This is a genomic window from Rhizobium sp. BK512 (assembly GCF_014194915.1).
Taxonomy (GTDB): Bacteria; Pseudomonadota; Alphaproteobacteria; order Rhizobiales; family Rhizobiaceae; genus Rhizobium.
The window spans coordinates 363434-390303 of the sequence record NZ_JACIAS010000004.1 but is presented as its reverse complement, the minus strand read 5'-3'; the positions used below and the strand labels follow the sequence as shown (position 1 = coordinate 390303).

Genomic DNA, 26870 nt, shown 5'->3' with positions numbered 1-26870 from the left:
AACCATATCATAACGGGAAAGCGCTTTGCCAAGGTCGGACAGGATGCTATTTGCACTGGCTCAATTGATTTTTGGACGCGGAAGACCACGTTGAAACAGAGAGAACGCCGGCCCGGCGCGAAGACGTCGGCAGGCCCTTCGGGCGGACGCCGCAGCGATGCGCGACCTGCAATGCCGGAGAAGACGGCCGCAAAACCTGCACCTCAGCGCGAACAGCGCCCACCGGCAGCCGTTCCGGCAGCAATCGACCGCCCGCTCATGGTGCGCAATGGCGAGCGGCCGGCTGAACGCGTCCCCGTCATCCTCGATTCGACGGGCGCCGGCGATTTCCATCTGATCGACAGCGGCAACGGTCAGAAGCTGGAGCAGTACGGCCCCTACCGGATTGTGCGCCCTGAGGGACAGGCACTGTGGCAGCCGACGCTGCCCGCCCATGTCTGGGAGAAGGTCGACGCTGTCTTCACCGGCGATACGGATGAGGAAGGCACTGGCCGCTGGCGTTTTCCGAAGGAGGCGCATGGCGAGACCTGGCCCCTCAACCTGCTCGGTGTCGATTTCTTCGGCCGCTTCACCTCCTTCCGGCATGTCGGCGTTTTTCCCGAGCAGATCGTGCACTGGAGCTGGATGAAGGAACAGGTGGAACGGGCTGGGCGACCTCTGAAGGTGCTGAACCTCTTCGGTTATACCGGCGTCGCCTCACTGGTCGCCGCCGCCGCCGGCGCGGAGGTCACGCATGTGGACGCGTCGAAGAAGGCGATCGGCTGGGCCCGCGAAAACCAGGCGCTGGGACGCATGGAGAAATTGCCGATCCGCTGGATCTGCGAGGACGCCATGAAATTCATTCTGCGCGAAGAGCGCCGCGGCAGCCAATACGACATCATTCTCACCGACCCGCCGAAATTCGGCCGCGGGCCGAACGGCGAGGTCTGGCATCTCTTCGAACACCTGCCGCTGATGCTGGATATCTGCCGCGAGATCCTGTCGCCTAGAGCCGTCGGCCTGGTGCTGACCGCCTATTCGATCCGGGCGAGCTTCTATTCGATCCACGAATTGATGCGCGAGACAATGCGCGGGGCCGGCGGCGTGGTCGAATCCGGCGAACTCGTCATCCGCGAGGCAGGCCTCGACGGCAAGACGCCGGGTCGGGCGCTCTCCACTTCCCTCTTTTCCCGCTGGGTGCCGAAATGAACGAATTCCACGATCGCGGCCCCCGCAGGGTTGGGCAGGTGAAGGAAGTCACCTCGCTTGCCAATCCGATCATTAAAGACATCAAGGCGCTGACCAACAAGAAGTCGCGTGAAGAGAGCGGCACCTTCATGGCTGAAGGGCTGAAGCTCGTCATCGACGCGATCGAGCTCGGCTGGACAATCCGCACGCTCGTCTATGCCAAGGCAGCCAAGGGCAAGCCGCTGGTCGAGCAGATGGCGGCAAAGACCGTTGCGTCCGGCGGCCTGGTGCTCGAAGTCAGCGAGAAGGTGATCTCCTCGATCACGCGTCGCGACAATCCGCAGATGGTGGTCGGCATTTTCGAAACGCGCTGGGCAAAGCTCAGGGATATCCGGCCGAAGGATGGCGAGACGTGGGTGGCGCTCGACCGCGTGCGCGATCCGGGCAATCTTGGAACGATCATCCGGACGGCTGACGCGGCCGGCGCCTCCGGCGTCATTCTTGTCGGCGAAACGACCGATCCTTTCTCGTTGGAAACGGTGCGGGCCACCATGGGCTCGGTCTTTGCCGTTCAGGTCGCCCATGCAACTGCGGAGGAATTCATCGCCTGGAAGAAGCAGGCGGGCGTTTCCGTCGTCGCGACCCATCTTGCCGGCTCGGTCGACTATCGCACGATCGATTACAAGAAGAAGCCGGTCGTGCTTCTGATGGGCAACGAACAATCCGGCCTGCCGGACCAGCTTGCCAGGGAAGCGGACGCGCTTGCCCGCATTCCGCAGCAGGGTCGCGCCGATTCCCTCAATCTCGGCGTTGCCACAGCCGTCATGCTTTTCGAGGCACGCCGCCATCTCCTCTCACTGTCCGAGGGCAAATGACCGATCTTGCGACCGCACGCCCGGCGCTCTTTTCACGACCGCTGCCGATCCTGATCTTCATCGTGATCGCCGTCATCCTCGACCAGATCGTCAAGATCGCCGTCGACCATTATCTTCCGCTGCAGGAAGCCGTGCCCGTCATTCCGATGCTGGCGCTCTACCGCACTTACAATCTGGGCGTCGCGTTCTCGATGCTATCAGGCATGGATGGCTGGTTCATCGTCGGCATGCGCCTGATCATCGTCGCTTTCGTTCTTTATCTCTGGCATCGCACGGCCAAGGACCGCTGGCTGGCGCATCTCGGTTACGCGCTGATCATTGCAGGAGCGATCGGCAATCTCATCGACCGTTTCGCCTATGGCCATGTGATCGACTATATCCTCTTCCACACGGAAACCTGGTCCTTCGCCGTGTTCAATCTCGCCGACAGTTTTATCACCGTTGGCGCAGGCTGCGTCATTGTCGATGAGATGCTGCAGAAGCCGAAAAAGACGGATCATTAAATTTTTAGCGGATTCCTGAAAACATTCGGAACGGGCAATATGTTAGCTGGACTGCATGCAGAGTCTGGCGCAGTTACAGGACCGATTGTCCGCCGCATTCGGCGGTACCGCCGTCAGGGCCTACCGAGGCCGGACGGCGGGTGAATTATCGTCGCCGCCTCCCCTGCGCTCTCTGTATCCTCTGCTCTTTTACTGGCTCGGCGGAGCAGGTCTCATTTCGGCGATCCTGCTGCTGTTGCTTTCTCACTGGGGCGGGTCACTCGTTGCAGGCCTCGGCCTTGTCCTGATCGCCGCGATTGCAGGCTATCTTGCCACGCTTTTGAAGAACCGAGCCAGGCCCGGCGGGCGAAGCCCGGATATATCTGAACGTGTCGATACAACCGGCCTGCTCGGTGAGGTCCATGACGTGCTCGGCGACATCGTCGTCACCCGGACGATGGACCGCCGCATCATCGGCGCCAATGAGACGTTCCGCCGGCTGACAGGGCGCGCCAAACCCGAAGGCCAGACTTGCGAGGAGATCGGCCTTGCCTTCCGCCCCGGCCCTCAGCCGCACCGCTATGATGTCGAAATCTCGACATCGACCGGCCAGCGCATCTTTCTCTGGCAAGATGTGGTGACCCGCGATCCGACAAATGGACGCCTGCTTTTGCAAAGCATCGCGCGCGACGTGACCGAAGAGCGGCTTGCCGCCGAAAGCCGTGAGGAGGCTCGGCAGAAGGCCGAATATAACAGCGCCGCCAAATCGCGGCTGCTTGCCACGGTCAGTCACGAAATCCGCACGCCTCTGTCAGGCATTCTCGGCATGGCGCATCTGATCGCAGAAACGAAGCTCACGCAGGAACAGCAGAGCTACCTCACCAGCATCCGCCAGTCCGGTCAGGCGCTGACGCAGCTGGTTGAAGATTTGCTCGACTTCTCCACCATCGAGGTCGGCCGCTTCCAGCTTCATCCGCGCTCGGAATCCCTGCGCAAGCTGGTCGAAAGCGTTGTCGAGATGCTCGCCCATCGCGCTCATGAGAAGGGTATCGAGATCGGCGCGACAGTTTCCTCCGACGTACCGGAGCTGATGAACTTCGATCCGGCGCGACTGCGGCAGGTGCTCTTCAATGTCATCGGCAATGCCGTCAAGTTCACGCAGGCCGGCGGCGTCTTCATCCGCGTCTCCCGAGCTGCCGGCGAGCTGGTGATATCGGTGACCGATACCGGGCCTGGCATGACGGCGGACGAGCAGGCGCGCATATTCGGGGAATTCGAACAGGGCGGTTCGCTTGCCCAGAAGAGCAACGGCACGGGCCTCGGCCTTGCAATCTCCGCCCGCATCATGCGCGAATTCGACGGTTCGCTGACAGTTGCAAGCGAGAGGGGCAAGGGCAGCCAGTTCACCATCCGCTTTCCTGTCGAATTTTCGGAAGAGGATACAGCCACCCGAAATGCCTTGCTGGCGGGAAACAGCATCGTGCTGCTCGCTCCGGCGGGCGCAGCGCGCACGGCGATCGCCGAAACGATCACGACGCTTGGCGGACGCTGCCACCTTGTCGCCGCCGGCGAGGCGGCGCGCGAAAGTCTGCTGTCGCTAGCCCGCAGCGGCGACCGACCGACCGATATTATCGTCGATCACCGCATGTCTGACGATTTTTCGCTGCACATCGCCGATCGCACGGAGATCGCGGCACTCGGCCTGCGCAAGGTGCTGCTCGTCAATCCGGAAGAGCGCAACTCCTATTCGCTCGACCTCTTCGATGCGTGGCTGATCCGGCCGCTGCGCGAGCAGTCGCTGATCGACGTGTTGCGCGGACGTATGCGCGGCATGGAAAAGCGCGATGCGCTGAACGACAACCAGCCCGGGCTCGGCCCATCCATTGCAGAACGCACGGCGATGGGCGGCGGTCTTTCTGTCCTCCTCGGCGAGGACGATCCGATCAACGCCATGCTGGTGCGCGTCATGCTGGAAAAGGGCGGCCATTCCGTCAGGCACGTGGATGATTTCGAAACCCTGCTCGATTATGCATTGGGTGACGACAGGCCCGATATCATCATCAGCGATCTCTCCATGCCCGGCGGCAATGGTATCGACATGCTCGGACGCCTGCGCGGACACGAACGACGGCTCGATCTTCAGCCCGTACCGGTCATCGTCCTGACTGCTGACAAGAGTGACGAATCGCGGCGACAGGTCTTGCTCAACGGCGCCAATCGCGTCATGGTGAAGCCGGTGGATCCAGTCAGGCTGTTGACCGAAGTACAGGCGGTTGTTGCGCTTTCGGCACGCCGGGCTGAGGCGCGCTGAAGGTGGGGAAATCGGCACGTTTCTTGCGTGCACAAATTCGATATGTCACTTTCCTGTCGTACATAAGTGTTTTATGGCGTGTGGTAGGCCGGAGACGGGAGAATCGCCATGTCTGTTGACATCCTTAATTGTGACGCTGTTGCCGAGGCCGCTCGGCCGTCGACGGCTGCCGCCCCGAAGGAAGACGATGTTCTCGGTCGCATCGGCAATCTGGAGACTCGCCTTGCCCGCAGCGCGCGTGAAATCGATGCCGCGCAGGCTGTGCGTTACCGCGTTTTCGTCGAGGAAATGAAGGCCCAGCTGCCGGCAGACGCCATGCGCCGCGAGCGGGACTTCGATGCCTACGATGCCTTCTGCGATCATCTTCTCGTTCTCGACCGCTCGATCGAGGGGGACGCTGAAGACCAGATCGTCGGGACCTACCGGCTGCTGAGGCAGGATGTCGCCATGGCCAATGGCGGTTTTTACTCGGCTTCGGAATTTGCGATCGACGAGCTCATTGCCCGTCATCCTGACAAGCGCTTCATGGAACTCGGCCGCTCCTGCGTGCTGCCGGAGTACCGCACCAAGCGCACGGTGGAACTGCTCTGGCAGGGCAATTGGGCCTATGCGCTGAAGCACGGCATGAGCGCCATGTTCGGCTGCGCCTCCTTCCCAGGCGTTCACCCGGAAAGCCATGCGCTGGCACTCTCCTTCCTCTATCACAGCGTGCTCGCCAAGAACGAATGGGCCGTTGGCGCCCTGCCGCATCTCGCGCGCGACATGGACCTGATGCCGGCCGAAGGCGTCAATCCGAAAAAGGCGCTGATGGCGTTGCCGCCGCTCATCAAGGGTTACCTGCGCCTCGGCGCGATGGTCGGTTCCAGCGCGGTCGTCGATCAGGCGTTCAATACGACCGACGTACTGATCGTGCTACCGATATCGAGCATTTCGGACCGGTATCTCAATTATTACGGTGCAGACGCAGGTCGCTTTGCAAGCTGACGGCCATCGCTTGACGGCGATGTCTCATGCATCCATTCTTGTTCGGCGTTTTCAGTAGGGCGCATCGGCAATGGTGCCGGCTGGGCTATGCCCGCCTACAAGATCAAACCTTGCGCCATGCCGAACCTCGAAAATCTCCGGAAGAAAGCCAAGCAATTCAAGCGCTGGCATCAGGATCGTTATTATCCTGTCGCCGCAGAGATTCGCCATTGGCTTTCCCGCTACCGCCATCTCAATGACCGGCAAATCCTCGAGCTTGAGTTCAAGCTTGCGGATGCACAGGAACTGGTGGCCGCACAGGAGGGATTTGAAAGCTGGGAGGCGCTGAAAAAAGGGCTCACGGAGATGAGTGCAACCGACCAACAGAAATCCGCTTGCCAACCGACATTTCTGGACGCTCAGCCGCAGCTTTTTGTGGACGATATCCAGGCCGCCTGCGATTTCTATTCACAGAAACTCGGCTTCACGATCGCCTTTACCTACGGCGAACCGCCCTTTTATGCGCAAGTCGTCCGCGATGCAGCCAGGCTCAATCTTCGCCACGTCGACATGCCTGCCTTTCATCCCGAACTTCGTCAGCGCGAGAGGGATATCCTGTCAGCAACGATCACACTTGATGATGTGAAGGCGCTTTTTCTCGAATACACCGCAAATGGCGTGCCCTTTCATCAGCCGCTGAGGCTGGAGCCCTGGGGCGCCAGAACATTCATCGTATGCGATCCAGATGGAAACCTGATCGCCTTCGCGGGGTAGGTTGCGTGCGGCCGGACCGCAGTGATCCGGCCTCTTTTATCTATCAGGAGCCGGCAGCATAGGCCGCGATGGCAGCCATGTTGACGATATCGCTGTCCTTGGCGCCCATCGAGGTGATCTGCACCGCCTTGTCTAAGCCGACGAGGATAGGGCCAATGACTGTCGAGCCGCCGAGTTCCTGCAGCATCTTGGTCGAGATCGATGCCGAGTGGAATGCCGGCATCACGAGGACGTTGGCCGGGCCGGAGAGGCGGCAGAAGGGATATTGCTCCATCACCTTGCGGTTCAGGGCAACATCGGCGGCCATTTCGCCATCATACTCGAAATCGACGCGACGCTTGTCGAGGATCTTTACTGCTTCGCGGACACGCTCGGAACGCTCCCCCGAGGGATGGCCGAAGGTGGAATAGGCGAGCAAGGCGACGCGCGGCTGGTAGCCCATGCGGCGCGCCAGACCTGCGGCCTCCTCGGCAATATCAGCAAGCTCCTCTGCCGTCGGCATGTCGTGGACCGCAGTGTCGGCAACGAAGACCGTGCGGCCGCGGCAAAGCGCGATCGACACGCCGATCACGCGATGGCCCGGCTTATGGTCGATGCAGCGGCGCACATCTTCGAGTGCCGTCGAATAGTTGCGGGTGATGCCCGTCACCATGCCATCGGCATCGCCAAGCGCCACCATGGTGGCCGCGAAATGGTTGCGGTCATTATGGATCAGGCGCTGCGCGTCGCGGTGCAGGTAGCCTTTGCGCTGAAGGCGGGCATAGAGATAGTCAATATAGGCCTCGACGCGGGTCGAGATACGAGCGTTGACGATCTCGAGGCCTGGGCGATTGAGGTCGATGCCGGCGCGTTCGGCCGTTGCATGGATCAGGTCTTCGCGGCCGAGCAGTATGGCGGTGCCAAGCTGCTGATTGGCGTATGACATGGCGGCGCGTAGCACCTGTTCTTCTTCTGCCTCGGCGAAAACCACCCGCTTCGGGTGACGGCGCACACGCTCGTAAAGGCTGGCGAGCGTGGAGGCGATCGGATCGCGGCGGGCCGACAGCTCTCGCTTGTAGCCAGCCATGTCGGTGATGATCTTGCGGGCGACGCCGCTTTCGATCGCCGCCTCGGCAACGGCGGCCGGAATGGCTGAGATCAGGCGCGGATCGAAGGGAACCGGAATGATATATTGCGCGCCGAAACGCGGACGATTGCCCTGATAGGCAGCCGCAACATCATCGGGCACATCTTCACGGGCGAGGCTGGCGAGTGCGTCTACAGCGGCAATCTTCATCGCATCGTTGATGGTCGTAGCACGAACGTCGAGGGCGCCGCGGAAGATATAGGGGAAGCCCAGCACATTGTTGACCTGGTTCGGATAGTCCGAACGGCCGGTCGCCATGATGGCGTCATCACGGATACGGGCAACTTCCTCCGGCGTGATTTCCGGGTCGGGATTGGCCATGGCGAAGATGATCGGCCGGTCGGCCATGGAGCGGATCATCTCTTCGGAGAAGGCACCCTTCTGCGACAGGCCGAAAACCACATCGGCGCCCTGCATGGCTTCTTCCAGCGTGCGGGTATCGGTCTTTGCCGCATGCGCCGACTTCCACTGGTTCATGCCTTCGGTGCGACCCTGATAGATGACGCCCTTGGTATCACAGAGGATGATATTTTCCGGCGCAAAGCCCATCGACTTGATGAGCTCGACGCAGGCGATGGCGGCAGCACCCGCACCGTTGCAGACGAGTTTGGTGGTCTTGAGATCACGCCCGGTCAGTTCCAGCGCATTGATGAGGCCGGCGGCAGCGATGATTGCCGTGCCGTGCTGATCGTCATGGAATACGGGAATATCCATCAGCTCGCGCAGGCGGCTTTCGATGACGAAACAGTCCGGCGCCTTGATGTCTTCCAGATTGATGCCGCCGAAGGACGGGCCGAGGAAGCGCACGCAATTGATGAATTCGTCAATATTTTCGGTGTCTACCTCGAGGTCGATGGAATCGACATCAGCGAAACGCTTGAAGAGAACCGACTTGCCTTCCATGACCGGCTTGGAAGCCAATGCTCCGAGATTGCCGAGGCCAAGGATGGCGGTTCCGTTGGAGATGACGGCGACCATATTGCCGCGGGTCGTATAGTCGTAGGCAGTGGCAGGATCGGTGGCGATGGCTTTGACGGGCACCGCGACGCCGGGAGAATAGGCAAGCGAGAGGTCGCGCTGTGTCGCCATCGGCTTGGTCGGGTTGATCTCCAGCTTGCCTGGCCGACCCATCGCCTGAAATTCGAGCGCTTCCTTGTCGGTAACAGAGGTCACCGGCCGTTCTTTCTTCTCCATCTGGGACATGCCTCCTCCAAACGTCTGTGGGTGACGTTTTCCTCTTTCCCAATTGCTGTTGTCATCTATAGCGGCGCGCGGATAGGGTTGGCACCTGTTTTTTTGGGAAAAACTGCACCTCCGTGAACGCACGAATAGACAGCAGAAACGAAGCCTTCTCGGCAGCCGAGCTCGCGACTGAGGAAAGTCGCGCCTCGGCGACGCCGATGATGGAACAGTATATCGAGATCAAGGCGAACAATCCGGATTCGCTGCTCTTCTATCGCATGGGCGATTTCTACGAGCTGTTCTTCGAGGACGCGCTCGAAGCTTCGCGCGCGCTCGGCATCACGCTCACCAAGCGCGGCCAGCACATGGGGCAGGACATTGCCATGTGCGGCGTGCCTGTGCATGCGGCCGACGACTACCTGCAGAAGCTGATCGGGCTCGGCTACCGCGTTGCCGTCTGCGAGCAGGTGGAAGATCCGGCGGAAGCCAAAAAGCGCGGTTCGAAATCCGTCGTCAAGCGCGATGTCGTCCGTCTTGTCACCCCGGGCACCATTACCGAGGAGAAGCTGCTTTCCCCTTCGGAATCGAACTATCTGATGACGCTGTCGCGCATCCGGGGTTCTTCCGAGCCGGCGCTGGCGCTTGCTTGGATCGATATTTCCACCGGCGTCTTCCGGTTGGCGGAAACCGAAGCATCGCGACTGCTCGCCGATATCCTGCGCATTGATCCGCGCGAACTCATCGTTCCCGATACGATGTTTTATGACGGCGAACTGAAGCCGGTCTTCGACATACTCGGTCGCACTGCCGTCCCGCAGCCGGCCGTGCTTTTCGACAGCGCGACAGCAGAAACGCGTATAGCGCGCTATTTCGAGGTTTCGACGCTCGACGGTTTTGGAAGTTTTTCGCGCGCCGAGCTGGCGGCCGCCGCCGCAGCCGTCGCTTATGTGGAAAAGACACAGATTGCCGAGCGGCCGCCGCTCGGGCGGCCCGAGCGGGAAAGCGGCGCGTCGACGCTGTTCATCGATCCGGCAACACGCGCCAATCTGGAACTTGTGCGCACGCTCTCTGGCGATCGCAATGGCGCCCTGCTCAGAGCGATCGACCGGACGACAACCGGCGGCGGGGCGCGACTGCTTGCGGAGCGGCTGATGTCACCGCTGACGGATCCCATCCGGGTCAACCAGCGCCTGGATTCGATCGGCTTCCTGATGCAGGAACCGTCGCTCTGCGGCGACTTGCGCGACGCGCTGAAACACGTTCCGGACATGCCGCGGGCACTCTCCCGCCTGGCGCTCGACCGCGGTGGTCCGCGGGATCTCTGGGCTATCAGGCAGGGGCTTGGTGCCGCGGCTCAAATCGCCGACCTGCTGGGAAGCGCGATGCTGCCGGAGGAACTGGAGCAGGCGCGCATGGGGCTGCAGGCTCTTCCATCCGAGCTGGAAACACTCCTCGCCGAAAACCTCGCCGAAGAATTGCCGCTCCTGAAACGCGACGGCGGCTTCCTGCGTGACGGCGCCAATGCCGATCTCGACGAGGTTCGAGCGCTGCGCGACCAGTCGCGCCGTGTCATTGCCGGCCTGCAACTGCAATATGCCGAAGAGACCGGCATCAAATCGCTGAAGATCAAGCACAACAATATTCTCGGCTATTTCATCGAGGTCACCGCCGGCAATGCCGGGCCGATGACCGATACATCCGAGGCGAAGGCCCGCTTCATCCATCGCCAGACAATGGCGAATGCCATGCGCTTCACCACGACCGAGCTTGCCGACCTCGAAAGCCGGATTGCCAACGCCGCAGACCGCGCGCTGCAGATCGAGCTCGAAGCTTTCGGCCGGATGACGGAAGCGACCGTGGCCGAGGCCGAAGCGATCAAGGCCGGCGCGCGCGCGCTTGCCGTCATCGATGTCGCGGCAGGGTTGGCACTGCTTGCGGAAGAGCAAGCCTATTGCCGACCGCTGGTCGACGGCTCGAAGATGTTTGCAATCGAGGGCGGGCGCCATCCCGTCGTCGAACAGGCGCTGCGGCGGCAGTCCATCGGCCCCTTCGTCGCCAATAATTGCGATCTCTCGCCCGTTTCAGATGGGAAGGATGGGGCGATCTGGCTGCTGACCGGCCCGAACATGGGCGGCAAGTCCACCTTCCTGCGGCAGAACGCGCTGATCTCGATTCTCGCCCAGATGGGTTCCTTCGTGCCGGCAACGTCAGCGCATATAGGCATCGTCGACCGGCTGTTTTCGCGCGTCGGCGCTTCCGACGATCTGGCGCGCGGGCGTTCCACCTTCATGGTGGAAATGGTCGAGACGGCTGCAATCCTAAACCAGGCAACCGATCGTTCCCTCGTCATTCTCGACGAGATCGGCCGCGGTACCGCGACCTTCGACGGCCTTTCCATCGCCTGGGCCGCTGTCGAGCATCTGCACGAAGCCAATCGCTGCCGCGGACTTTTCGCCACGCATTTCCATGAGCTGACCGTGCTTTCTGAAAAGCTTGCCCGGCTATCGAATGCGACGATGCGCGTGAAGGAATGGGACGGCGATGTCATTTTCCTGCACGAGGTTGGTCCAGGTGCGGCCGACCGCTCCTATGGTATTCAGGTCGCGCGGCTCGCCGGTCTGCCCGCCTCTGTCGTGGCCCGCGCGCGCGATGTGCTGACCCGGCTTGAAGATGCCGATCGCAAGAACCCGGCGAGCCAGCTGATCGATGACCTGCCACTTTTCCAGGTCGCAGTGCGCCGCGAGGAAACATCGCGCGGGCCTTCCAAGGTGGAAGAAGCCCTCAAGGCAATGAGCCTCGACGACATGACGCCGCGCGAGGCGCTCGATGCGCTTTACGACCTTAAAAAGAAGATGAAATAGGAGCAGCACCCCGTGTTCATGGAAAAACTGCTTCAGGAAACCCAGCGACTCTCCGTCATCGTTTCGATGCTCGAAGTCATGAAGCAATCTGATGGTAATCTGGAGGCGCGCGGCTGGAACACGCCGATCGGCATGGCGAAGATCACCGGTTCCTGCCTGAAGATCGGCGAACTCAGCGGCGCGATCGTCGATGCCGGCTACCGCGAATGTGACAAGGCGACGCTTAACGGCATCATGAGCGAGACGCGGCAGGTTCTCGATACGCTGCTGACGCAGGCATCAGCCTGAGGGCTTGCGGCAAAGCGTCCGTCACCTGCGGCTTGCCAACACCATTTCGCCAAATTTAAAGGTTCATGGAATATGAAGACCCGTGTCAATCCGCGGGCAAAGAGGCTATAGCGCATGCAGATCAAACAAGAGGCGCGCCATGAGCAAGCGGCTCGGACCGAAGAGACAACCGCCCGGCCGATGGTGACGCACGACATCGATTTTTCCGAAATCCTCGATGTAGAACTGCTGCAGGGGCAATGTAACGCCATTGCCGAAGCCAACCGCAACCGTCCGGACGTGCTGCGGAACGATCTTCTTGCCGTTCTGAAGAAAGCCAGCGTCGAAGGGCGCAGGAAGGCGCGCGAACTGCTCGATGCTCAAGGTGGCGGACTTGATTGCGCCCACCGCATTTCCTGGCTGCAGGACCAGATCATCGCCGTTCTCTATAATTTCGCCACCGAGCATGTTTTCCCGAAGCAGAAGGACAAGTTTGCGGTGACCGCTGTCGGCGGCTATGGCCGTGACACGCTCGCGCCAGGCTCCGATATCGACCTGCTCTTCCTCTTCCTGCCGAAGCCGGCGGAAGAGACGCATAAAGCCGTCGAGTTCATGCTCTACATGCTCTGGGACATGGGCTTCAAAGTCGGGCACGCGACGCGTACCGTCGAGGAATGCATCGCGCTTTCCAAATCCGACATGACCATCCGCACCGCCATTCTCGAGATGCGCTACATTTGCGGCCTGAAGTCGCTGGAGGCGGATCTGGAAGCCCGCTTCGACAAGGAAATCGTCACCGGCACGGGGCCGGAATTCATCGCCGCCAAACTCGCCGAACGTGACGAACGCCACCGGAAGGCCGGCGATACGCGCTACCTCGTCGAACCCAACGTCAAGGAAGGCAAGGGCGGCCTTCGCGATCTGCATACGCTCTTCTGGATTTCGAAATATTACTACCACGTCCGCGATCCGGCCGATCTGGTGCCGCTCGGCGTGCTGTCGAAGCAGGAGTACCGGCTTCTCAAAAAGGCCGACGATTTTCTCTGGGCCGTGCGCTGCCACATGCATTTCCTGACCGGCAAAGCGGAGGAGCGTCTTTCCTTCGACATCCAGCGCGAGATCGCCGAGGCGCTCGGCTATCATTCCCGCCCCGGCCTCTCGGCCGTCGAGCGCTTCATGAAGCACTATTTCCTGGTCGCTAAAGATGTGGGCGATCTCACTCGCATCCTCTGCGCGGCACTCGAAGACCAGCAGGCGAAATCGATCCCGGGACTGTCGGGCGTCATCAGCCGCTTTACCCACCGCAATCGCAAGATCCCCGGCAGCGTCGAGTTCGTGGAGGACCGCGGCCGTATCACGCTCGCCAACCCCGATGTCTTCAAGCGCGATCCGGTCAGCATCATCCGTCTGTTCCATGTGGCCGATATCAACGGACTGGAATTTCATCCCGATGCGCTGAAGCGCGTCACCCGTTCGCTCGCCCTCATCAACAACGACCTGCGTGAGAATGACGAGGCGAACCGGCTTTTCCTGTCGATCCTGACGTCCAAGCGCGATCCGGCGCTGATCCTGCGGCGCATGAACGAGGCTGGCGTGCTCGGCCGCTTCATTCCCGAATTCGGCAAGATCGTCGCGATGATGCAGTTCAATATGTATCATCACTATACGGTCGACGAGCATCTAATCCGCGCGATCGATGTTCTCTCCGAGATCGACAAGGGCAAGGCGGAGGAACTGCATCCTCTCGCCAACAAGCTCATGCCGCATATCGAAGACCGCGAGGCCCTCTATGTCGCAGTGTTGCTGCACGATATCGCCAAGGGCCGGCAGGAAGACCATTCGATCGCCGGTGCACGCGTCGCCCGCAAGCTCTGCGCCCGCTTTGGCCTGTCACAGAAGCAGACCGAGATCGTCGTCTGGCTGATCGAGGAACATCTGACCATGTCGATGGTCGCGCAGACGCGCGATCTGACGGACCGCAAGACGATCACCGATTTCGCTGATCGCGTTCAGTCTCTCGACCGCCTGAAGATGCTGATGATCCTGACGATCTGCGACATCCGCGCCGTCGGACCGGGTGTCTGGAACGGCTGGAAAGGCCAGCTGCTGCGCACGCTCTATTACGAGACGGAACTGCTGCTTGCCGGCGGCTTCTCGGAAGTGTCGCGCAAGGAGCGCGCGCAGGCCGCGGCCGAAGCGCTCTACGCCGCGCTTTCCGACTGGAGCCAGAAGGACCGCCGCACCTATACCAAGCTGCATTACCAGCCTTACCTGCTCTCCGTGCCGTTAGAAGACCAGATCCGCCATGCGCATTTTATCCGCCAGGCAGACAAGGCGGGGCAGGCCTTGGCGACGTCAGTGCGCACGGACAGCTTCCATGCCATCACTGAAATCACCGTTCTCTCCCCCGACCACCCTCGCCTGCTCGCCGTCATTGCCGGCGCTTGCGCTGCGGCCGGGGCCAATATCGTCGATGCGCAGATCTTCACCACCTCCGACGGACGGGCACTCGACACGATCCATGTCAGCCGGGAGTTTCCGAACGATGAGGACGAGCTTCGACGCGCCGGCACCATCGGCCGCATGATCGAGGACGTGCTTTCCGGCCGCAAACGCCTGCCCGAGGTGATCGCGACCCGCACGAAGAACCGGAAGAAGAGTAAGGCCTTCGTCATTCCACCGTCAGTGACCATCACCAACAGCCTGTCTAACAAATTCACCGTCATCGAGGTGGAATGCCTCGACCGACCAGGCCTGCTGTCGGAAATGACAGCCGTTCTCTCCGATCTGTCGCTTGACATCCAGTCGGCGCGCATCACCACCTTCGGTGAGAAGGTCATCGATACCTTCTACGTCACCGATCTCGTCGGCCAGAAGATCTCCGGCGACAGCAAGCGTTCCAATATCACTGCCCGCATGAAAGCGGTCATGGCCGAGGAGCAGGACGAACTGCGCGAACGCATGCCGTCAGGCATCATCGCCCCTGCCGCTACTGCCGCCGAAAAGAAAGCCGGTTCCCCCGTATGAGCCTCGTCAAGAAATTCGCCACGGTCGGCGGCGCCACGCTCGGAAGCCGCATCTTTGGTTTTGCCCGCGAAACGCTGATGGCAGCGGCGCTCGGCACCGGACCGATGGCCGACGTCTTCTATGCCGCCTTCCGTTTCCCGAACCTGTTTCGCCGGCTGTTTGCCGAGGGCGCTTTCAACGCGGCCTTCGTGCCGCTCTTTGCCAAGGAGATCGAGGCGAACGGCATTGATGGCGCAAAGCGCTTTTCGGAAGAAGTCTTCGGCGTTCTGTTCTCCGTGCTGCTGCTCATCACCATCGTGATGGAGCTTTGCATGCCATTGCTGGTGCGCTTCGTGATCGCACCGGGCTTTGCAGACGATCCGGAGAAGTTCGACATTACCATCCGCATGGCGGCGGTGATGTTCCCCTATCTCATGTGCATGTCGCTGACGGCGATGATGAGCGGCATGCTGAATTCGCTGCATCATTTCTTCGCGGCAGCGGTGGCGCCTGTCTTCCTCAACGTGGTGATGATCGGCGCGCTCTTTTATGCGCTCTATACCGGCGCCGAACCGCTCGCGACCGCCTGGTATCTGTCATGGGGCGTGCTGGCAGCAGGCGTCCTGCAGCTCGCCGTCGTCTATTTCGGCGTGCTGCATGCCGGCATCAGCATCGGCTTCCGCTTTCCAAAGATGACGCCCAACGTCAAGCGGCTGCTGATCCTTGCCGTTCCGGCGGCCGTGACCGGCGGCATTACGCAGATCAACCAGCTGATCGGCCAGGCGATCGCCTCCTCGCGCGAGGGCGCCATCGCCGCCCTGCAATATGCCGACCGTATCTACCAGCTTCCGCTCGGCGTCGTCGGCGTCGCCGTCGGTGTGGTTCTGCTGCCCGAGCTTGCCCGCGCGCTGAAGGGCGGCGCGTTACGCGAGGCCGCCTTCCTCCAGAACAGATCGATCGAATTCGTGATGTTCCTGACCATCCCCGCCGGTTTCGCGCTGTGGATCCTGTCGGACGAAATCATCCGCGTGCTCTATGAGCGCGGGGCGTTCCATGAGCAAAACACCCTGATCGTCGGCTCGATACTTGCGATCTACGGCATCGGGCTGCCGGCCTTCGTGCTCATCAAGGCGCTGCAGCCGGGCTTTTATGCCCGCGAGGATACCAAGACGCCGATGCGGTTTTCGGCAATCGCGGTCGCCACCAACTGCGCGACCGCGCTGACGCTCTTTCCCTATATGGGCGCACCCGGCATTGCAGTGGCGGAAGCGACCGCAGGCTGGATCAGCACCGTGCTGCTCTTCACCACGCTTCTGCGCCGCGGCCACCTGACATGGGAATGGGCACTTGCCAAGCGCACCGCGCTGCTGATCGTCGCCTCTGCCGTAATGGGCGTTGCGATCATGTATCTCAAACATTACTGGGCGCCTTCGCTCGCCTCGGGCGCGCCGCTTCTGACCAAGGTCAGCACGCTTGGCCTGCTGATTGCGATTTCGATAGTCATCTATTTCGCGACCGCCTTCCTGATCGGCGGCGCGGATCTCGGCATGATACGGCGCAATCTCAATCGCAAACCGGCACCCGCGAAGGACGTATAAGGCTCTCTTTACGCAATTACTGACGCAAGCCGCCGCGCGTCTTCGCTGGAATTGCCTCAGCAATCCACCCATCGTCGCTGTGGGCCGACATCGACATGGACGATGCCATTGCAATAGGTGCCGATCCCACCGATGCCGGGAGCGCTTTTCGCAGCGGCGATGATCGTGCGTTCCGGCACACCGGGGATCCGGATATCCGCCGCCAGGCATTTTCCATGCATGGACCCATGGCGACGGGGGTGCGGGCGAAAGCCCGAGGTTATCATCGGCCGTCGCCCGGTCTTTGCCGCGATATACGACAAGACCGCTCGCAATCGCTCAGGGAAACAGCTGGCACGAACGCTGACGGTCTGAACCGTATAGGCAACGCGCAGTTCGTGTTTTGGAAGATTGTTGGTCTGCCGTCGGCCATCTTGACCGACGGCGGTGGTTGCTGATTGTAGGGCAAAGAGGCCTGCCACAGCGAGCAAACTGGCGTTTTGCATAGTCCCTCCGATCGGTTACACAGACGGCTCAATGCGGCCGTCACGCCAGTCGAGGGATTTTCAGTTCAAAAAAAGCTTTTCTGTGAAATTTTATACTCAATTTTAGCTAAGTCTTCTGATCAATTTGACGTAAAACAGGACGTTTAGCAGCACCAAAAGAGAACAAATTCCCAAAAATCGGAGATCCTATGGCCCAATCCCTGTTCCTCGTCACCCTCGTCATCGATGACTATGATCGCGCCAAAGCCTTCTATTGTGAGGCGCTTGGCTTTGAATGCCTGCAAGACGAAGTGCAGCCGGAAGGCAAGCGCTGGGTGGTCGTGAAGCCAAAAGGCGGAGATGGGGCGGCCTTTCTGCTCGCGCAAGCGGCCACCGAAAGCCAACGAGCCGCCATCGGCAACCAGACCGGCGGGCGCGTCGGCTTTTTCCTCAGGACCGACGATTTCGCACGAGATCATGCGGCGATGCGTGCCGGCGGCGTGCGCTTTCTGGAGGAGCCGCGCCATGAGGTTTACGGCACTGTGGCCGTCTTTTCGGATCCTTACGGCAACACCTTCGATCTCATTCAACATGCCGCGCCCGAGGCCTCTTGATTGCGACCGGGAGCCCGTGCATAAGCGCCCGCGTTAGCAACATGGGCCTTTGGCCCTGGGGCCCTCCACCAGCCTAATCGAGGACAGCATCATGGGTGAATTCAAGAAGCTCGTATTCTCCGGCGTTCAGCCGACGGGCAACCTGCATCTCGGCAATTATCTCGGCGCGATCCGCCGCTTCGTGCAGCTTCAGGACGGCAACGATTGCATCTATTGCGTCGTCGACCTGCATGCACTGACCGCGCAGCTCGTCCACGAGGACATGCTGTCGCAGACGCGCTCCATCGCAGCCGCCTTCATCGCTTCCGGCATCGACGCTGAAAAGCATATCGTCTTCAACCAGTCCGCCGTACCGCAGCACGCCGAGCTCGCCTGGATCTTCAATTGCGTCGCCCGCATCGGCTGGATGAACCGCATGACGCAGTTCAAGGACAAGGCCGGCAAGGACCGTGAGCAAGCCTCGCTCGGTCTCTACGCCTATCCGAGCCTGATGGCTGCCGACATTCTCGTCTACCGCGCCACGCATGTGCCTGTCGGCGAGGACCAGAAGCAGCACCTCGAGCTGACGCGCGACATCGCGATGAAGTTCAACCTCGATTACGCCTCGCATATCCGCAAGACGAACTACGGGATCGACATCGCCGTCGGCGACGAGCCGGTGCATGCCTATTTCCCGATGGTCGAACCGCTGATCGGCGGACCGGCACCGCGCGTCATGTCGCTGCGGGACGGCACGAAGAAGATGTCGAAGTCCGATCCGTCGGATCTTTCGCGCATCAACTTGATGGACGACGAGGATGCGATCTCCAAGAAGATCCGCAAGGCCAAAACCGATCCGGATGGATTGCCGAGCGAAATCGCAGGTCTCGAAAATCGGCCCGAAGCTGAAAACCTCGTCTCGATCTATGCCGCACTCGCCGACAAGACGAGAGAACAGGTGCTCGCCGAATTTGGCGGCCAGCAGTTTTCCGTCTTCAAGCCAGCGCTGATCGATCTCGCCGTTCAGGTCCTGTCGCCGATAACTGGCGAAATGCGCCGCCTGATGAACGATACGAGCCACATAGATGCGATCCTGCGCGACGGGAATGAGCGCGCAAGGGCGCGCGCCGACGTAACGATGCGCGAACTTCGGGAAATCATCGGCTTCCTCTACTAGTCGATCGCCATGCAGAGCCCCCGTGCAAAACGGGGGCTTGCAAATTTTCGGTCACAGGTGTCAGAGTTCGCGCCATGGTATCAAAGCGACTCTCACGGCTCGAAGGTCATCGCCGCAAGTTTATGGCGGTGATAGACGGGACACCCGAATGCCAACGCGCCGTCCATTATGCCGGGCGGCGCGCCAAGAATTCCAATGGCGGTCTCATTCTTCTTTATGTGATCCCGGAAGGCGATTTCCAGCAATGGCTTGGCGTCGAGGAGATCATGCGGGCGGAAGCTCGCGAGGAGGCGGAAGCCACAGTTGCCAAGGCTGCGCAGATCGTGCGCGAGACGATAGGCATCGAGCCTGAGATCGTCATCCGTGAAGGCAATTCGGCCGAGCAGATCAACGCCGTGATCGAGGAAGACCGGGACGTTGCCATCCTCGTGCTTGCGGCAAGCTCGGCGAAGGAAGGACCGGGGCCGCTGGTTTCTTCTGTCGCAGGACGCGGAGCGGCCTTTCCGATTCCAGTTACCGTGCTTCCCGACACGCTGACCAACGAGGAAATAGACGCCCTCTGCTAAGGCATTTCTTGAGTATCAGTCTCTTGAATCAGCCGGACAATAGGCTTATTTTCTTTTGAAGAATTCTAAAGACGGTAGAGGCTGAAGCCCGCCGCATGGAGAGCGAGATGTTCATTCAGACCGAAGCCACGCCGAACCCCGCCACGCAGAAGTTCCTTCCCGGCAAGGTCGTGATGGAAAACGGTACGGCCGAATTCCGCAATGCCGATGAAGCCCAGGCTTCGCCGCTCGCTGCGCGCCTCTTCGAGATTCCGGGCGTGACCGGCGTCTATTTCGGCTACGACTTCATTTCCGTTTCCAAAGACAATGCCGAATGGCAGCATTTGAAGCCAGCCATTCTCGGCTCGATCATGGAGCATTTCATGTCCGGCAAGCCGGTCATGGGTGACGCCTCGATCCTGTCGGAAGATGTCGATGCCGGCGATGAATTCTTCGATGAAGGCGACGAATCGATCGTGCTGACCATCAAGGAACTGCTGGAGACCCGCGTGCGTCCGGCCGTTGCCCAGGATGGCGGCGACATCACCTTCCGTGGGTTCAAGGACGGCAAGGTTTACCTGAACATGAAGGGTTCCTGCTCCGGTTGCCCGTCTTCGACGGCAACGCTGAAGCACGGCGTCCAGAACCTGTTGCGCCATTTCGTTCCGGAAGTGCAGGAAGTGATTGCCGCTTAAAAAAGCCGGATACGCCGGGCCGTTCATCCGAGGTTCGGCCAGACGGATTTATGGATAGGCGACAATAGTTTATTCGGATATTGATGGCATGATCGTTCTGGCGCTCGACACGGCAGGTGTGGATTGCGCTGCCGCTATTTATGACAGCGGCAGGAATACGATGCTGGGGGAGGCATCGGACATGATCGGCAAGGGGCATGCTGAACATCTGATGGGTATCGTCGACCGCGCGCTGGATCAGGCGGGCGTTGCACTCTCGGATGTCGACCGCCTTGCCGTCACCATCGGTCCCGGCTCCTTTACCGGCATCCGTGTCGGCGTTGCAGCCGCCCGCGGCTTTGCGCTTTCCCTCGATATTCCCGCCGTCGGCATAACCACGCTCGAAGTCATGGCAGCCGCCCAGCGCGAAAAGACGCCTGGCCGCGCAGTGCTCGCGGCGATGGATGCCAAGAGGGAAGAAATCTATCTCCAGTCTTTTGCGGCCGACGGCGCCGCGCTCGACGAGGCACGCGCGGTCAGCATCGCCGAGGCTCAGGCTTTCGCTGCCGATTTCGACGGCGAGATCACCGGTTCGGCGACCCCGATCCTGAAACCGGATGCAACGGGCGAATACGCCAACTCCTTCCCTATCTCCATCGTGGCGCGTCTCGGTGCTGCCGCGAACCCGAATACCGGAAAGCCGAAGCCACTTTATCTGCGCGGACCCGATGCCAAACCGCAGGCCGGATACGCGATTGCAAGAGTATGACGATGCTGGAAGCCTATCTGACGCTGAAACCGGAATTCGAAATCGTCACCATGCAGCCGGAGGATTGCCTCGACGTTTCCGTCCTGCACGGCGAGCGCTTTGCCCGCCCCTGGGGTGACGGCGAATTCCACAGCCTCTTGTCACAGAACACTGTGTTCGGCTTCGTCGCCCGCCAGACCAATGCGATCCTGAAAAAGACCCTGCCGGGCTTCATCCTTGCGCGCCAGGTGGCGGGCGAGGCGGAAATCTTGACGGTTGCCGTACAGGCAAAGGTCGCGCGTTCCGGCCTCGGGTGGCGGCTGATGCAGGCCGCCATACGCGAAGCACGGCTCCGTGGCGGCGAAAGCATGTTCCTGGAAGTCGATAACGGCAATACCGCCGCCCTCGGCCTTTACCGCAAGCTTGGCTTCGAGCAGGCCGGCGAGCGCAAGGGCTATTATAAGGATGCCAACGGGGCTACCTCCACGGCGCTTGTCATGAAGCGCGTTCTTCGGTAGTTCCCTTCTCGGCAGGAATAGCGAGAAGGCAGCCATGACTGAGGTAGCCAAAACCCTTGAGGAGCTTTGCGCTGAACGCGGCATGCGCATGACCGAGCAGCGCCGGGTAATCGCGCGCATCCTCGAGGACTCCGAAGATCATCCCGATGTCGAGGAGCTCTATCGCCGCTCCGTGAAGGTAGACGCCAAGATTTCGATTTCGACGGTCTATCGTACGGTAAAGCTTTTCGAAGATGCGGGGATCATCGCCCGACATGATTTTCGCGACGGCCGCTCGCGCTACGAGACGGTGCCCGAGGAACATCATGACCATCTGATCGACCTGAAGAGCGGCGTCGTCATCGAGTTCCGCTCGCCGGAAATCGAGGCGCTGCAGGAGCGGATCGCGCGCGAGCATGGCTTCAAGCTCGTCGATCACCGGCTGGAACTCTACGGCATCCCGCTGAAGAAAGACGAACTCTGACATCATGGCAGTCCGGGAGCGCCACATTTGATCGTCCGGCTGCGCATTTTCTTCGCGCTTACCACCATCATTGTCGTCAGCATCCTTCTCATGCCGCTGCAGATCCTGGCGCTGCATTTCGACTGGAAACTCCGGCGTACCCTTCCCCGCCGCTGGCATCGTATCGTCTGCTATTGTCTCGGCATCCGCATCCGCGTGCGCGGCGAACTCGAGGGCCGCCGGCCGCTGATGCTCTGCTCCAACCATTCCTCGTGGATGGATATCATGGTCATGTCGGCGGTAGCCGACGTCGCCTTCATCGCCAAGATCGAGGTTCGCGACTGGCCGATCTTCGGGATGCTTGCCAAGCTGCAGAAGAGTGTCTTCGTGGTGCGGGAAGAAAAACGCCGCACGGGCGATCAGGCGAGCGAGATCGCAGGCCGCATGGCCGACGGTGAAATCGTCGTGCTGTTTCCCGAGGGGACGACGTCGGACGGTAACCGCCTGCTGGAGGTCAAATCGTCGCTCTTCGGTGCAGCCGCCATGGCCGTGCCCCATTCCCCGACCGGCGCGGTGATGGTGCAGCCGGTGGCGATTGCCTATACTCAGGTGCATGGCATCGCCATGGGCCGCTACCATCGTCCACTTGCAGCCTGGCCCGGCGATATAGAGCTTCTGCCGCATCTGACCGACATCCTGAAATGCGGCGCAATCGATGTCGAAGTCTCGTTTGGCGAGGCGGTCGAATATGGCGAGAAGACCAATCGCAAGACAGTCAGCACCACGATCTCCGCCCGCATCCGCAACCTGCTGAACAGCAGCTTGCGCGGCCGTAATATCGGCTGAACCGAGAGTCCCTTTTCTCGCGCGGTAAAAACCACTAAATAGCCGCCATGACCCAGGACAACGCCCTTCTTCAGGCCCCGGAGACCTCTCTCCGCGATGGCTCCAACAGCCGCAAGGTTTTCATCAAGACCTATGGCTGTCAGATGAACGTCTACGACTCGACCCGCATGAGCGATGCTCTTGCCCGCGACGGCTATGAGCCGACCGAGGACATGGAAGAGGCCGACCTCGTCCTGCTCAATACCTGCCATATCCGCGAGAAGGCGGCCGAGAAGGTCTATTCCGCGCTTGGGCGCCTGCGGGAGATGAAAAAGCGCAAGGCTGCCGACGGCCGCGAGATGATGATTGGTGTCGCTGGCTGCGTCGCGCAGGCCGAAGGCGAAGAGATCCTTCGGCGTGCGCCGGCGGTCGATGTCGTTATTGGCCCGCAGACCTATCATCGCCTGCCGGAAGCGCTCCGCCGCGCCAAGGAAGGCCACCGCGTCGTCGATACGGAATATGCGATCGAAGACAAGTTCGAGCATCTGCCGATCGCCGAGGCACCGAAAATCCGTGCCCGTGGTGTAACAGCCTTCCTGACGGTTCAGGAAGGCTGCGACAAGTTCTGCACCTTCTGCGTCGTGCCTTATACGCGCGGGTCGGAGGTGTCGCGGCCGGTGTCGCAGATCGTCGAGGAGGCGATGAAGCTTGTCGAAGCCGGCGTGCGCGAAATCACCCTGCTCGGCCAGAACGTCAATGCTTGGCACGGCGTCGGTCCCAAGGACGAAGAGTGGAGCCTCGGCGACCTGCTCTACCGGCTTGCCGATATCCCCGGCCTTGCGCGGCTTCGCTACACGACGAGCCACCCGCGGGACATGGACGATCGGCTGATCGCGGCGCATCGCGACCTTCGGACGCTGATGCCCTATCTGCACCTTCCCGTTCAGGCCGGATCGGACCGAATTCTGAAAGCCATGAACCGTCGCCACACGGCAGCGGAATATCTTTCGCTCATCGAGCGCATCCGCAAGGCCCGCCCTGACATTGCGCTTTCAGGCGACTTCATAACCGGCTTTCCGGGGGAGACAGACCGGGAATTTGAGGATACACTAAAACTCGTTGAGGAGGTTCGTTATGCACAGGCCTTCTCGTTCAAATATTCGACGCGGCCGGGCACGCCCGGTGCGGAATTGAAGGACCAGGTGCCGGAAGATATCAAGGCAGAACGGCTGGAACGCCTGCAGGCGCTGCTTCTCAAGCAGACGCAGGCATTCAACGAGTCCTGCATCGGCAAGGAAATCGATCTCCTCCTGGAAAAGCCGGGCCGCATGCCTGGTCAGCTTATTGGCAGATCGCCGTGGCTGCAGTCCGTGAATGTTGATGCAAAAGCATCGCAAATCGGTGACATTATTAAAGTGCGAATCACAGGAACCGGAACCAACAGCCTGTTTGCCGAACGCGCAGAGGCTGAGGTTTAACCCAGGGAGCTCGACCGCTTGAACGGACAGGAATTGGTTTCTTCTTCACCGCGCCACCCACGCATTGCGAGCGACGCCAATCACTTCGTCCTGACGTTCGAGAACAACCGGTTCGCCAGCGAACTCTTCGGACAGTTCGATCAGAACCTGAAGCTTCTGGAACAGCGGCTCAATATCGATGCGCGAGCGCGAGGCAACTCCGTCGTGATCACCGGCGATGTGCTGGCCACCAATCAAGCGCGACGCACACTCGATTACCTCTATGAAAAACTCCAGAAAGGCGGCAGTGTGGAGCGTTCAGACGTTGAAGGGGCAATTCGCATGGCGGTTGCCGCCGACGACCAGCTCACGCTGCCGACGATGGAGAAAAAAGCCAAATTGACGATGGCGCAGATTTCGACGCGCAAAAAGACGATCATCGCGCGCACGCCGACACAGGATGCCTATATGCGGGCGCTCGAGCGCTCGGAGATGGTGTTCGGCGTCGGCCCGGCCGGTACCGGCAAAACCTATCTCGCCGTCGCCCAGGCCGCCCAGCTTCTGGAACGCGGCGCGGTCGAAAAGATCATCCTTTCGAGACCGGCCGTCGAAGCCGGGGAACGTCTGGGCTTCCTGCCTGGTGATATGAAGGAAAAGGTCGATCCCTATCTGCGCCCGCTTTATGACGCACTCTACGACATGATCCCGGGTGACAAGGTCGAACGGGCGATCACTGCCGGCGTCATCGAAATCGCGCCGCTCGCCTTCATGCGTGGCCGTACGCTTGCCAATGCCGCCATCATCCTCGACGAGGCACAGAATACCACCTCGATGCAGATGAAGATGTTCTTGACTCGTCTCGGCGAAAACTCCCGCATGATCATCACCGGCGACCCGAGCCAGATCGACCTGCCACGCGGCGTCAAATCCGGCCTCGTTGAAGCCCTTCATCTGTTGAACGATGTCGAGGGTATCTCGATCACGCGGTTCAAGGATGTCGACGTCGTTCGCCATCCGCTCGTCGGTCGCATCGTCAAGGCCTATGACGCGACCTATACTGCGGCAAACGAAGAGGCCAGCCGGCAGGACTGATGGCCGAGCTCGACATACAGATCAGCATCGAGGACACGGGCTGGCCCGCCGAAGATGTATTGCATGCCCTTGCCGAACGGGTGTTGGGCGCGGCTGTCACTTATCTGCGGGAAGAGGAAAAACAACCCTTCCCGACGATGCCGCCGGAAGTTTCGCTCGTCTTCACCGACGATGCCTCCATCCAGGACATCAATGCGGAATGGCGCGGCAAGGACAAGCCGACCAACGTGCTGTCGTTTCCGGCTTTTCCGGTCAAACCCGGCAAAATGCCGGGCCCGATGCTCGGCGATATCATCATCGCCCTGGAAACGGTGGAGCGCGAAGCGCAAGAGCTCGAAAAGAGCTTTGACGATCATCTGACCCACCTTATGGTGCATGGTTTCTTGCATCTGCTCGGCTACGACCATATGAATAATGACGAAGCCGAAATTATGGAGGGGCTGGAGACTCGCATTTTGGCAGTACTCGGCCTATCTGACCCCTACGAGGGTCAAGACCTTAAAATGGAACCATGAGCGACTTTTCAACGAAGCCGGCGTCAGACGCCAAGGACTCCGACCAATCCTCCTCTTCCGACGAGGGTGGAAGTAGTCGACACCGACCGCAATCCTTCTGGTCACGCGCCGCGCGCATCTTGAGACCACAACAGGGCTCGCGTCTGCGCGAAGATATTGCCGACGCGCTGATGACCGACCCGGCTGCAGCGGACGCGTTTTCGCCCGACGAACGGGCAATGCTCCACAATATCCTGCGCTTCCGTGAGGTGCGCGTTGCCGACGTCATGGTGCCGCGCGCCGATATCGAGGCGGTCGACCAGAACATCACGATCGGCGAACTGATGATCCTCTTCGAGGAAAGCGGTCGCTCGCGCATGCCGGTTTATGCCGAAACGCTCGATGACCCGCGCGGCATGGTGCATATCCGCGACCTTCTTTCCTATGTCGCCAAGCAGGCGCGTAACAAGCGCCGCGGCGGCACGAAGCCGGCGGCGGGCGCGCCGACGATCGAAGTCTCTCTGGAGAACCTCCAGAAGGTGGCGCGCTCGGCCAAGCCGAATTTCGATCTCGGACGCGTCGACCTGCAGAAGACGCTCGCCGAGACGGGCATTATCAGACAGATCCTTTTCGTGCCGCCTTCCATGCTGGCATCCGATCTCCTGCGTCGCATGCAGGTGAACCGCACACAGATGGCGCTGGTCATCGACGAATATGGCGGCACGGACGGCCTTGCCTCGCATGAAGACATCGTCGAGATGGTGATCGGCGATATCGATGACGAGCATGACGATGAAGAAGTCATGTTCAAACGTGTTTCGGAAGACATGTTCGTTGCCGATGCCCGCGTCGAGCTCGAGGAGATTGCCGAGGCCATCGGGCCGGATTTCGACATCAGCGAGCAGATTGATGAAGTCGATACGCTGGGCGGCCTGATCTTCTCCGCACTGGGGCGCATCCCCGTGCGTGGAGAAGTCGTCCAGGCCCTGCCGGATTTCGAATTCCACATCCTCGACGCGGATCCGCGGCGCATCAAGCGGGTGCGCATCACCCGCAAGCGCCAGGCAATCCGCCGTCGCGCCAAGGCAGATGGTGACGGACCGTCCATCGGCGACGGCAACGACGACCGGCCTGCGGAATCGACTGCAAACTGACCCTTCCCAAGAACGCAGTGTCGGGCTTTCCGAAAGCGGATTTCGATTTTCTGTCCGATCCCGCAAGACGACAAG

Annotated in this window: 24 protein-coding genes; 22 read left to right on the top strand and 2 right to left on the bottom strand. The window is 60.7% G+C overall.

Going from position 1 to position 26870, the window contains the following annotated elements:
- Nucleotides 1–90 precede the first annotated feature (90 nt).
- The 6 genes from FHX06_RS17100 (at nucleotide 91) to FHX06_RS17075 (ending at nucleotide 6572) form a co-directional block, all read left to right on the top strand.
- Nucleotides 91–1188 (top strand): class I SAM-dependent methyltransferase, encoded by a 1098-nt coding sequence (locus FHX06_RS17100; RefSeq protein WP_113211299.1) that lies wholly within the window; start codon nucleotides 91–93, stop codon nucleotides 1186–1188.
- Nucleotides 1185–2042, top strand: a complete 858-nt coding sequence (locus FHX06_RS17095) for a TrmH family RNA methyltransferase (RefSeq protein ID WP_029869031.1) — start codon at nucleotides 1185–1187, stop codon at nucleotides 2040–2042. Before FHX06_RS17100 ends, FHX06_RS17095 begins: the two co-directional genes overlap by 4 nt.
- Nucleotides 2039–2545, top strand: a complete 507-nt coding sequence (gene lspA, locus FHX06_RS17090; RefSeq protein WP_029869030.1) for a signal peptidase II — start codon at nucleotides 2039–2041, stop codon at nucleotides 2543–2545. Before FHX06_RS17095 ends, lspA begins: the two co-directional genes overlap by 4 nt.
- 55 nt (nucleotides 2546–2600) lie before the next feature.
- Nucleotides 2601–4835 carry a hybrid sensor histidine kinase/response regulator gene (locus FHX06_RS17085; protein ID WP_183880168.1) on the top strand — a complete coding sequence of 745 codons (2235 nt, stop codon included), beginning with the start codon at nucleotides 2601–2603 and terminating at the stop codon, nucleotides 4833–4835.
- Nucleotides 4836–4943: 108 nt separating this feature from the next.
- The gene (locus tag FHX06_RS17080) at nucleotides 4944–5819 is read left to right on the top strand and encodes a GNAT family N-acetyltransferase (RefSeq protein WP_112541806.1); all 876 of its coding nucleotides are present in this window, start codon (nucleotides 4944–4946) and stop codon (nucleotides 5817–5819) included.
- A 117-nt stretch (nucleotides 5820–5936) separates the two neighbouring features.
- The gene (locus FHX06_RS17075; protein WP_183880300.1) at nucleotides 5937–6572 is read left to right on the top strand and encodes a bleomycin resistance protein; all 636 of its coding nucleotides are present in this window, start codon (nucleotides 5937–5939) and stop codon (nucleotides 6570–6572) included.
- A 43-nt stretch (nucleotides 6573–6615) separates the two neighbouring features.
- On the opposite strand, the gene FHX06_RS17070 is transcribed toward FHX06_RS17075, so the two are convergent.
- Nucleotides 6616–8901, bottom strand: coding sequence for an NADP-dependent malic enzyme (locus FHX06_RS17070; RefSeq protein ID WP_183880166.1), 2286 nt, complete (start codon nucleotides 8899–8901; stop codon nucleotides 6616–6618).
- A 113-nt stretch (nucleotides 8902–9014) separates the two neighbouring features.
- On the opposite strand from FHX06_RS17070, the gene mutS reads away from it, so the two are divergent.
- The 4 genes from mutS to murJ all read left to right on the top strand — a co-directional run bounded on the left by mutS (nucleotide 9015) and on the right by murJ (nucleotide 16612).
- On the top strand, nucleotides 9015–11741 hold the full coding sequence (mutS, locus tag FHX06_RS17065) for a DNA mismatch repair protein MutS (RefSeq protein WP_183880164.1): 2727 nt from the start codon (nucleotides 9015–9017) through the stop codon (nucleotides 11739–11741).
- A gap of 12 nt (nucleotides 11742–11753) precedes the next feature.
- Nucleotides 11754–12029, top strand: coding sequence for a hypothetical protein (locus tag FHX06_RS17060; RefSeq protein ID WP_112970001.1), 276 nt, complete (start codon nucleotides 11754–11756; stop codon nucleotides 12027–12029).
- A 114-nt stretch (nucleotides 12030–12143) separates the two neighbouring features.
- Nucleotides 12144–15035: a [protein-PII] uridylyltransferase gene (locus FHX06_RS17055; RefSeq protein WP_113207064.1), complete on the top strand. Its 2892-nt coding sequence runs from the start codon at nucleotides 12144–12146 to the stop codon at nucleotides 15033–15035.
- On the top strand, nucleotides 15032–16612 hold the full coding sequence (murJ, locus tag FHX06_RS17050; RefSeq protein ID WP_113013089.1) for a murein biosynthesis integral membrane protein MurJ: 1581 nt from the start codon (nucleotides 15032–15034) through the stop codon (nucleotides 16610–16612). Before FHX06_RS17055 ends, murJ begins: the two co-directional genes overlap by 4 nt.
- Nucleotides 16613–16668: 56 nt before the next feature.
- On the opposite strand, the gene FHX06_RS17045 is transcribed toward murJ, so the two are convergent.
- Nucleotides 16669–17097, bottom strand: coding sequence for a YcbK family protein (locus tag FHX06_RS17045; RefSeq protein WP_112541812.1), 429 nt, complete (start codon nucleotides 17095–17097; stop codon nucleotides 16669–16671).
- Nucleotides 17098–17285: 188 nt separating this feature from the next.
- Here FHX06_RS17045 and FHX06_RS17040 point away from each other — a divergent pair, with 188 nt between their 5' ends.
- The 12 genes from FHX06_RS17040 to FHX06_RS16985 all read left to right on the top strand — a co-directional run bounded on the left by FHX06_RS17040 (nucleotide 17286) and on the right by FHX06_RS16985 (nucleotide 26795).
- A complete protein-coding gene (locus FHX06_RS17040) occupies nucleotides 17286–17690 on the top strand; it encodes a VOC family protein (RefSeq protein ID WP_113013090.1) in 405 nt (134 codons plus the stop codon).
- 91 nt (nucleotides 17691–17781) lie between these two features.
- Entirely contained in the window at nucleotides 17782–18846 is a 1065-nt protein-coding gene (trpS, locus tag FHX06_RS17035) for a tryptophan--tRNA ligase (protein WP_112970003.1), read from the top strand.
- A 74-nt stretch (nucleotides 18847–18920) separates the two neighbouring features.
- Complete coding sequence (locus FHX06_RS17030) at nucleotides 18921–19412, top strand: universal stress protein (protein ID WP_112541815.1); 492 nt, start codon at nucleotides 18921–18923, stop codon at nucleotides 19410–19412.
- Between the two features lie 107 nt (nucleotides 19413–19519).
- Nucleotides 19520–20086 (top strand): NifU family protein, encoded by a 567-nt coding sequence (locus FHX06_RS17025; RefSeq protein ID WP_112541816.1) that lies wholly within the window; start codon nucleotides 19520–19522, stop codon nucleotides 20084–20086.
- An 88-nt stretch (nucleotides 20087–20174) separates the two neighbouring features.
- Entirely contained in the window at nucleotides 20175–20834 is a 660-nt protein-coding gene (gene tsaB, locus FHX06_RS17020) for a tRNA (adenosine(37)-N6)-threonylcarbamoyltransferase complex dimerization subunit type 1 TsaB (protein WP_183880162.1), read from the top strand.
- A complete protein-coding gene (locus FHX06_RS17015; RefSeq protein ID WP_183847846.1) occupies nucleotides 20831–21331 on the top strand; it encodes a GNAT family N-acetyltransferase in 501 nt (166 codons plus the stop codon). Before tsaB ends, FHX06_RS17015 begins: the two co-directional genes overlap by 4 nt.
- A 34-nt stretch (nucleotides 21332–21365) precedes the next feature.
- Nucleotides 21366–21794 (top strand): Fur family transcriptional regulator, encoded by a 429-nt coding sequence (locus tag FHX06_RS17010; protein ID WP_112541818.1) that lies wholly within the window; start codon nucleotides 21366–21368, stop codon nucleotides 21792–21794.
- Between the two features lie 27 nt (nucleotides 21795–21821).
- Entirely contained in the window at nucleotides 21822–22619 is a 798-nt protein-coding gene (locus FHX06_RS17005; protein ID WP_113146879.1) for a lysophospholipid acyltransferase family protein, read from the top strand.
- A gap of 47 nt (nucleotides 22620–22666) precedes the next feature.
- Nucleotides 22667–24076, top strand: coding sequence for a tRNA (N6-isopentenyl adenosine(37)-C2)-methylthiotransferase MiaB (gene miaB, locus FHX06_RS17000; RefSeq protein WP_183880160.1), 1410 nt, complete (start codon nucleotides 22667–22669; stop codon nucleotides 24074–24076).
- 18 nt (nucleotides 24077–24094) lie between these two features.
- Nucleotides 24095–25147: a PhoH family protein gene (locus FHX06_RS16995; RefSeq protein ID WP_112541821.1), complete on the top strand. Its 1053-nt coding sequence runs from the start codon at nucleotides 24095–24097 to the stop codon at nucleotides 25145–25147.
- Nucleotides 25147–25662 (top strand): rRNA maturation RNase YbeY, encoded by a 516-nt coding sequence (gene ybeY, locus FHX06_RS16990; RefSeq protein WP_113013096.1) that lies wholly within the window; start codon nucleotides 25147–25149, stop codon nucleotides 25660–25662. Before FHX06_RS16995 ends, ybeY begins: the two co-directional genes overlap by 1 nt.
- A complete protein-coding gene (locus FHX06_RS16985; RefSeq protein ID WP_112541823.1) occupies nucleotides 25659–26795 on the top strand; it encodes a hemolysin family protein in 1137 nt (378 codons plus the stop codon). Before ybeY ends, FHX06_RS16985 begins: the two co-directional genes overlap by 4 nt.
- The last annotated feature ends 75 nt before the right edge of the window (nucleotides 26796–26870 follow it).

Coding starts and splice junctions, on each gene's coding strand:
- FHX06_RS17095 (WP_029869031.1), top strand. CDS start 1,185: ATGAACGAATTCCACGATCGCGGCCCCCGCAGGGTTGGGCAGGTGAAG.
- lspA (WP_029869030.1), top strand. CDS start 2,039: ATGACCGATCTTGCGACCGCACGCCCGGCGCTCTTTTCACGACCGCTG.
- FHX06_RS17085 (WP_183880168.1), top strand. CDS start 2,601: ATGCAGAGTCTGGCGCAGTTACAGGACCGATTGTCCGCCGCATTCGGC.
- FHX06_RS17080 (WP_112541806.1), top strand. CDS start 4,944: ATGTCTGTTGACATCCTTAATTGTGACGCTGTTGCCGAGGCCGCTCGG.
- FHX06_RS17075 (WP_183880300.1), top strand. CDS start 5,937: ATGCCGAACCTCGAAAATCTCCGGAAGAAAGCCAAGCAATTCAAGCGC.
- FHX06_RS17070 (WP_183880166.1), bottom strand. CDS start 8,901: ATGTCCCAGATGGAGAAGAAAGAACGGCCGGTGACCTCTGTTACCGAC.
- FHX06_RS17055 (WP_113207064.1), top strand. CDS start 12,144: ATGCAGATCAAACAAGAGGCGCGCCATGAGCAAGCGGCTCGGACCGAA.
- murJ (WP_113013089.1), top strand. CDS start 15,032: ATGAGCCTCGTCAAGAAATTCGCCACGGTCGGCGGCGCCACGCTCGGA.
- FHX06_RS17045 (WP_112541812.1), bottom strand. CDS start 17,097: ATGCAAAACGCCAGTTTGCTCGCTGTGGCAGGCCTCTTTGCCCTACAA.
- FHX06_RS17040 (WP_113013090.1), top strand. CDS start 17,286: ATGGCCCAATCCCTGTTCCTCGTCACCCTCGTCATCGATGACTATGAT.
- trpS (WP_112970003.1), top strand. CDS start 17,782: ATGGGTGAATTCAAGAAGCTCGTATTCTCCGGCGTTCAGCCGACGGGC.
- FHX06_RS17030 (WP_112541815.1), top strand. CDS start 18,921: ATGGTATCAAAGCGACTCTCACGGCTCGAAGGTCATCGCCGCAAGTTT.
- FHX06_RS17025 (WP_112541816.1), top strand. CDS start 19,520: ATGTTCATTCAGACCGAAGCCACGCCGAACCCCGCCACGCAGAAGTTC.
- tsaB (WP_183880162.1), top strand. CDS start 20,175: ATGATCGTTCTGGCGCTCGACACGGCAGGTGTGGATTGCGCTGCCGCT.
- FHX06_RS17015 (WP_183847846.1), top strand. CDS start 20,831: ATGACGATGCTGGAAGCCTATCTGACGCTGAAACCGGAATTCGAAATC.
- FHX06_RS17010 (WP_112541818.1), top strand. CDS start 21,366: ATGACTGAGGTAGCCAAAACCCTTGAGGAGCTTTGCGCTGAACGCGGC.
- miaB (WP_183880160.1), top strand. CDS start 22,667: ATGACCCAGGACAACGCCCTTCTTCAGGCCCCGGAGACCTCTCTCCGC.
- ybeY (WP_113013096.1), top strand. CDS start 25,147: ATGGCCGAGCTCGACATACAGATCAGCATCGAGGACACGGGCTGGCCC.
- FHX06_RS16985 (WP_112541823.1), top strand. CDS start 25,659: ATGAGCGACTTTTCAACGAAGCCGGCGTCAGACGCCAAGGACTCCGAC.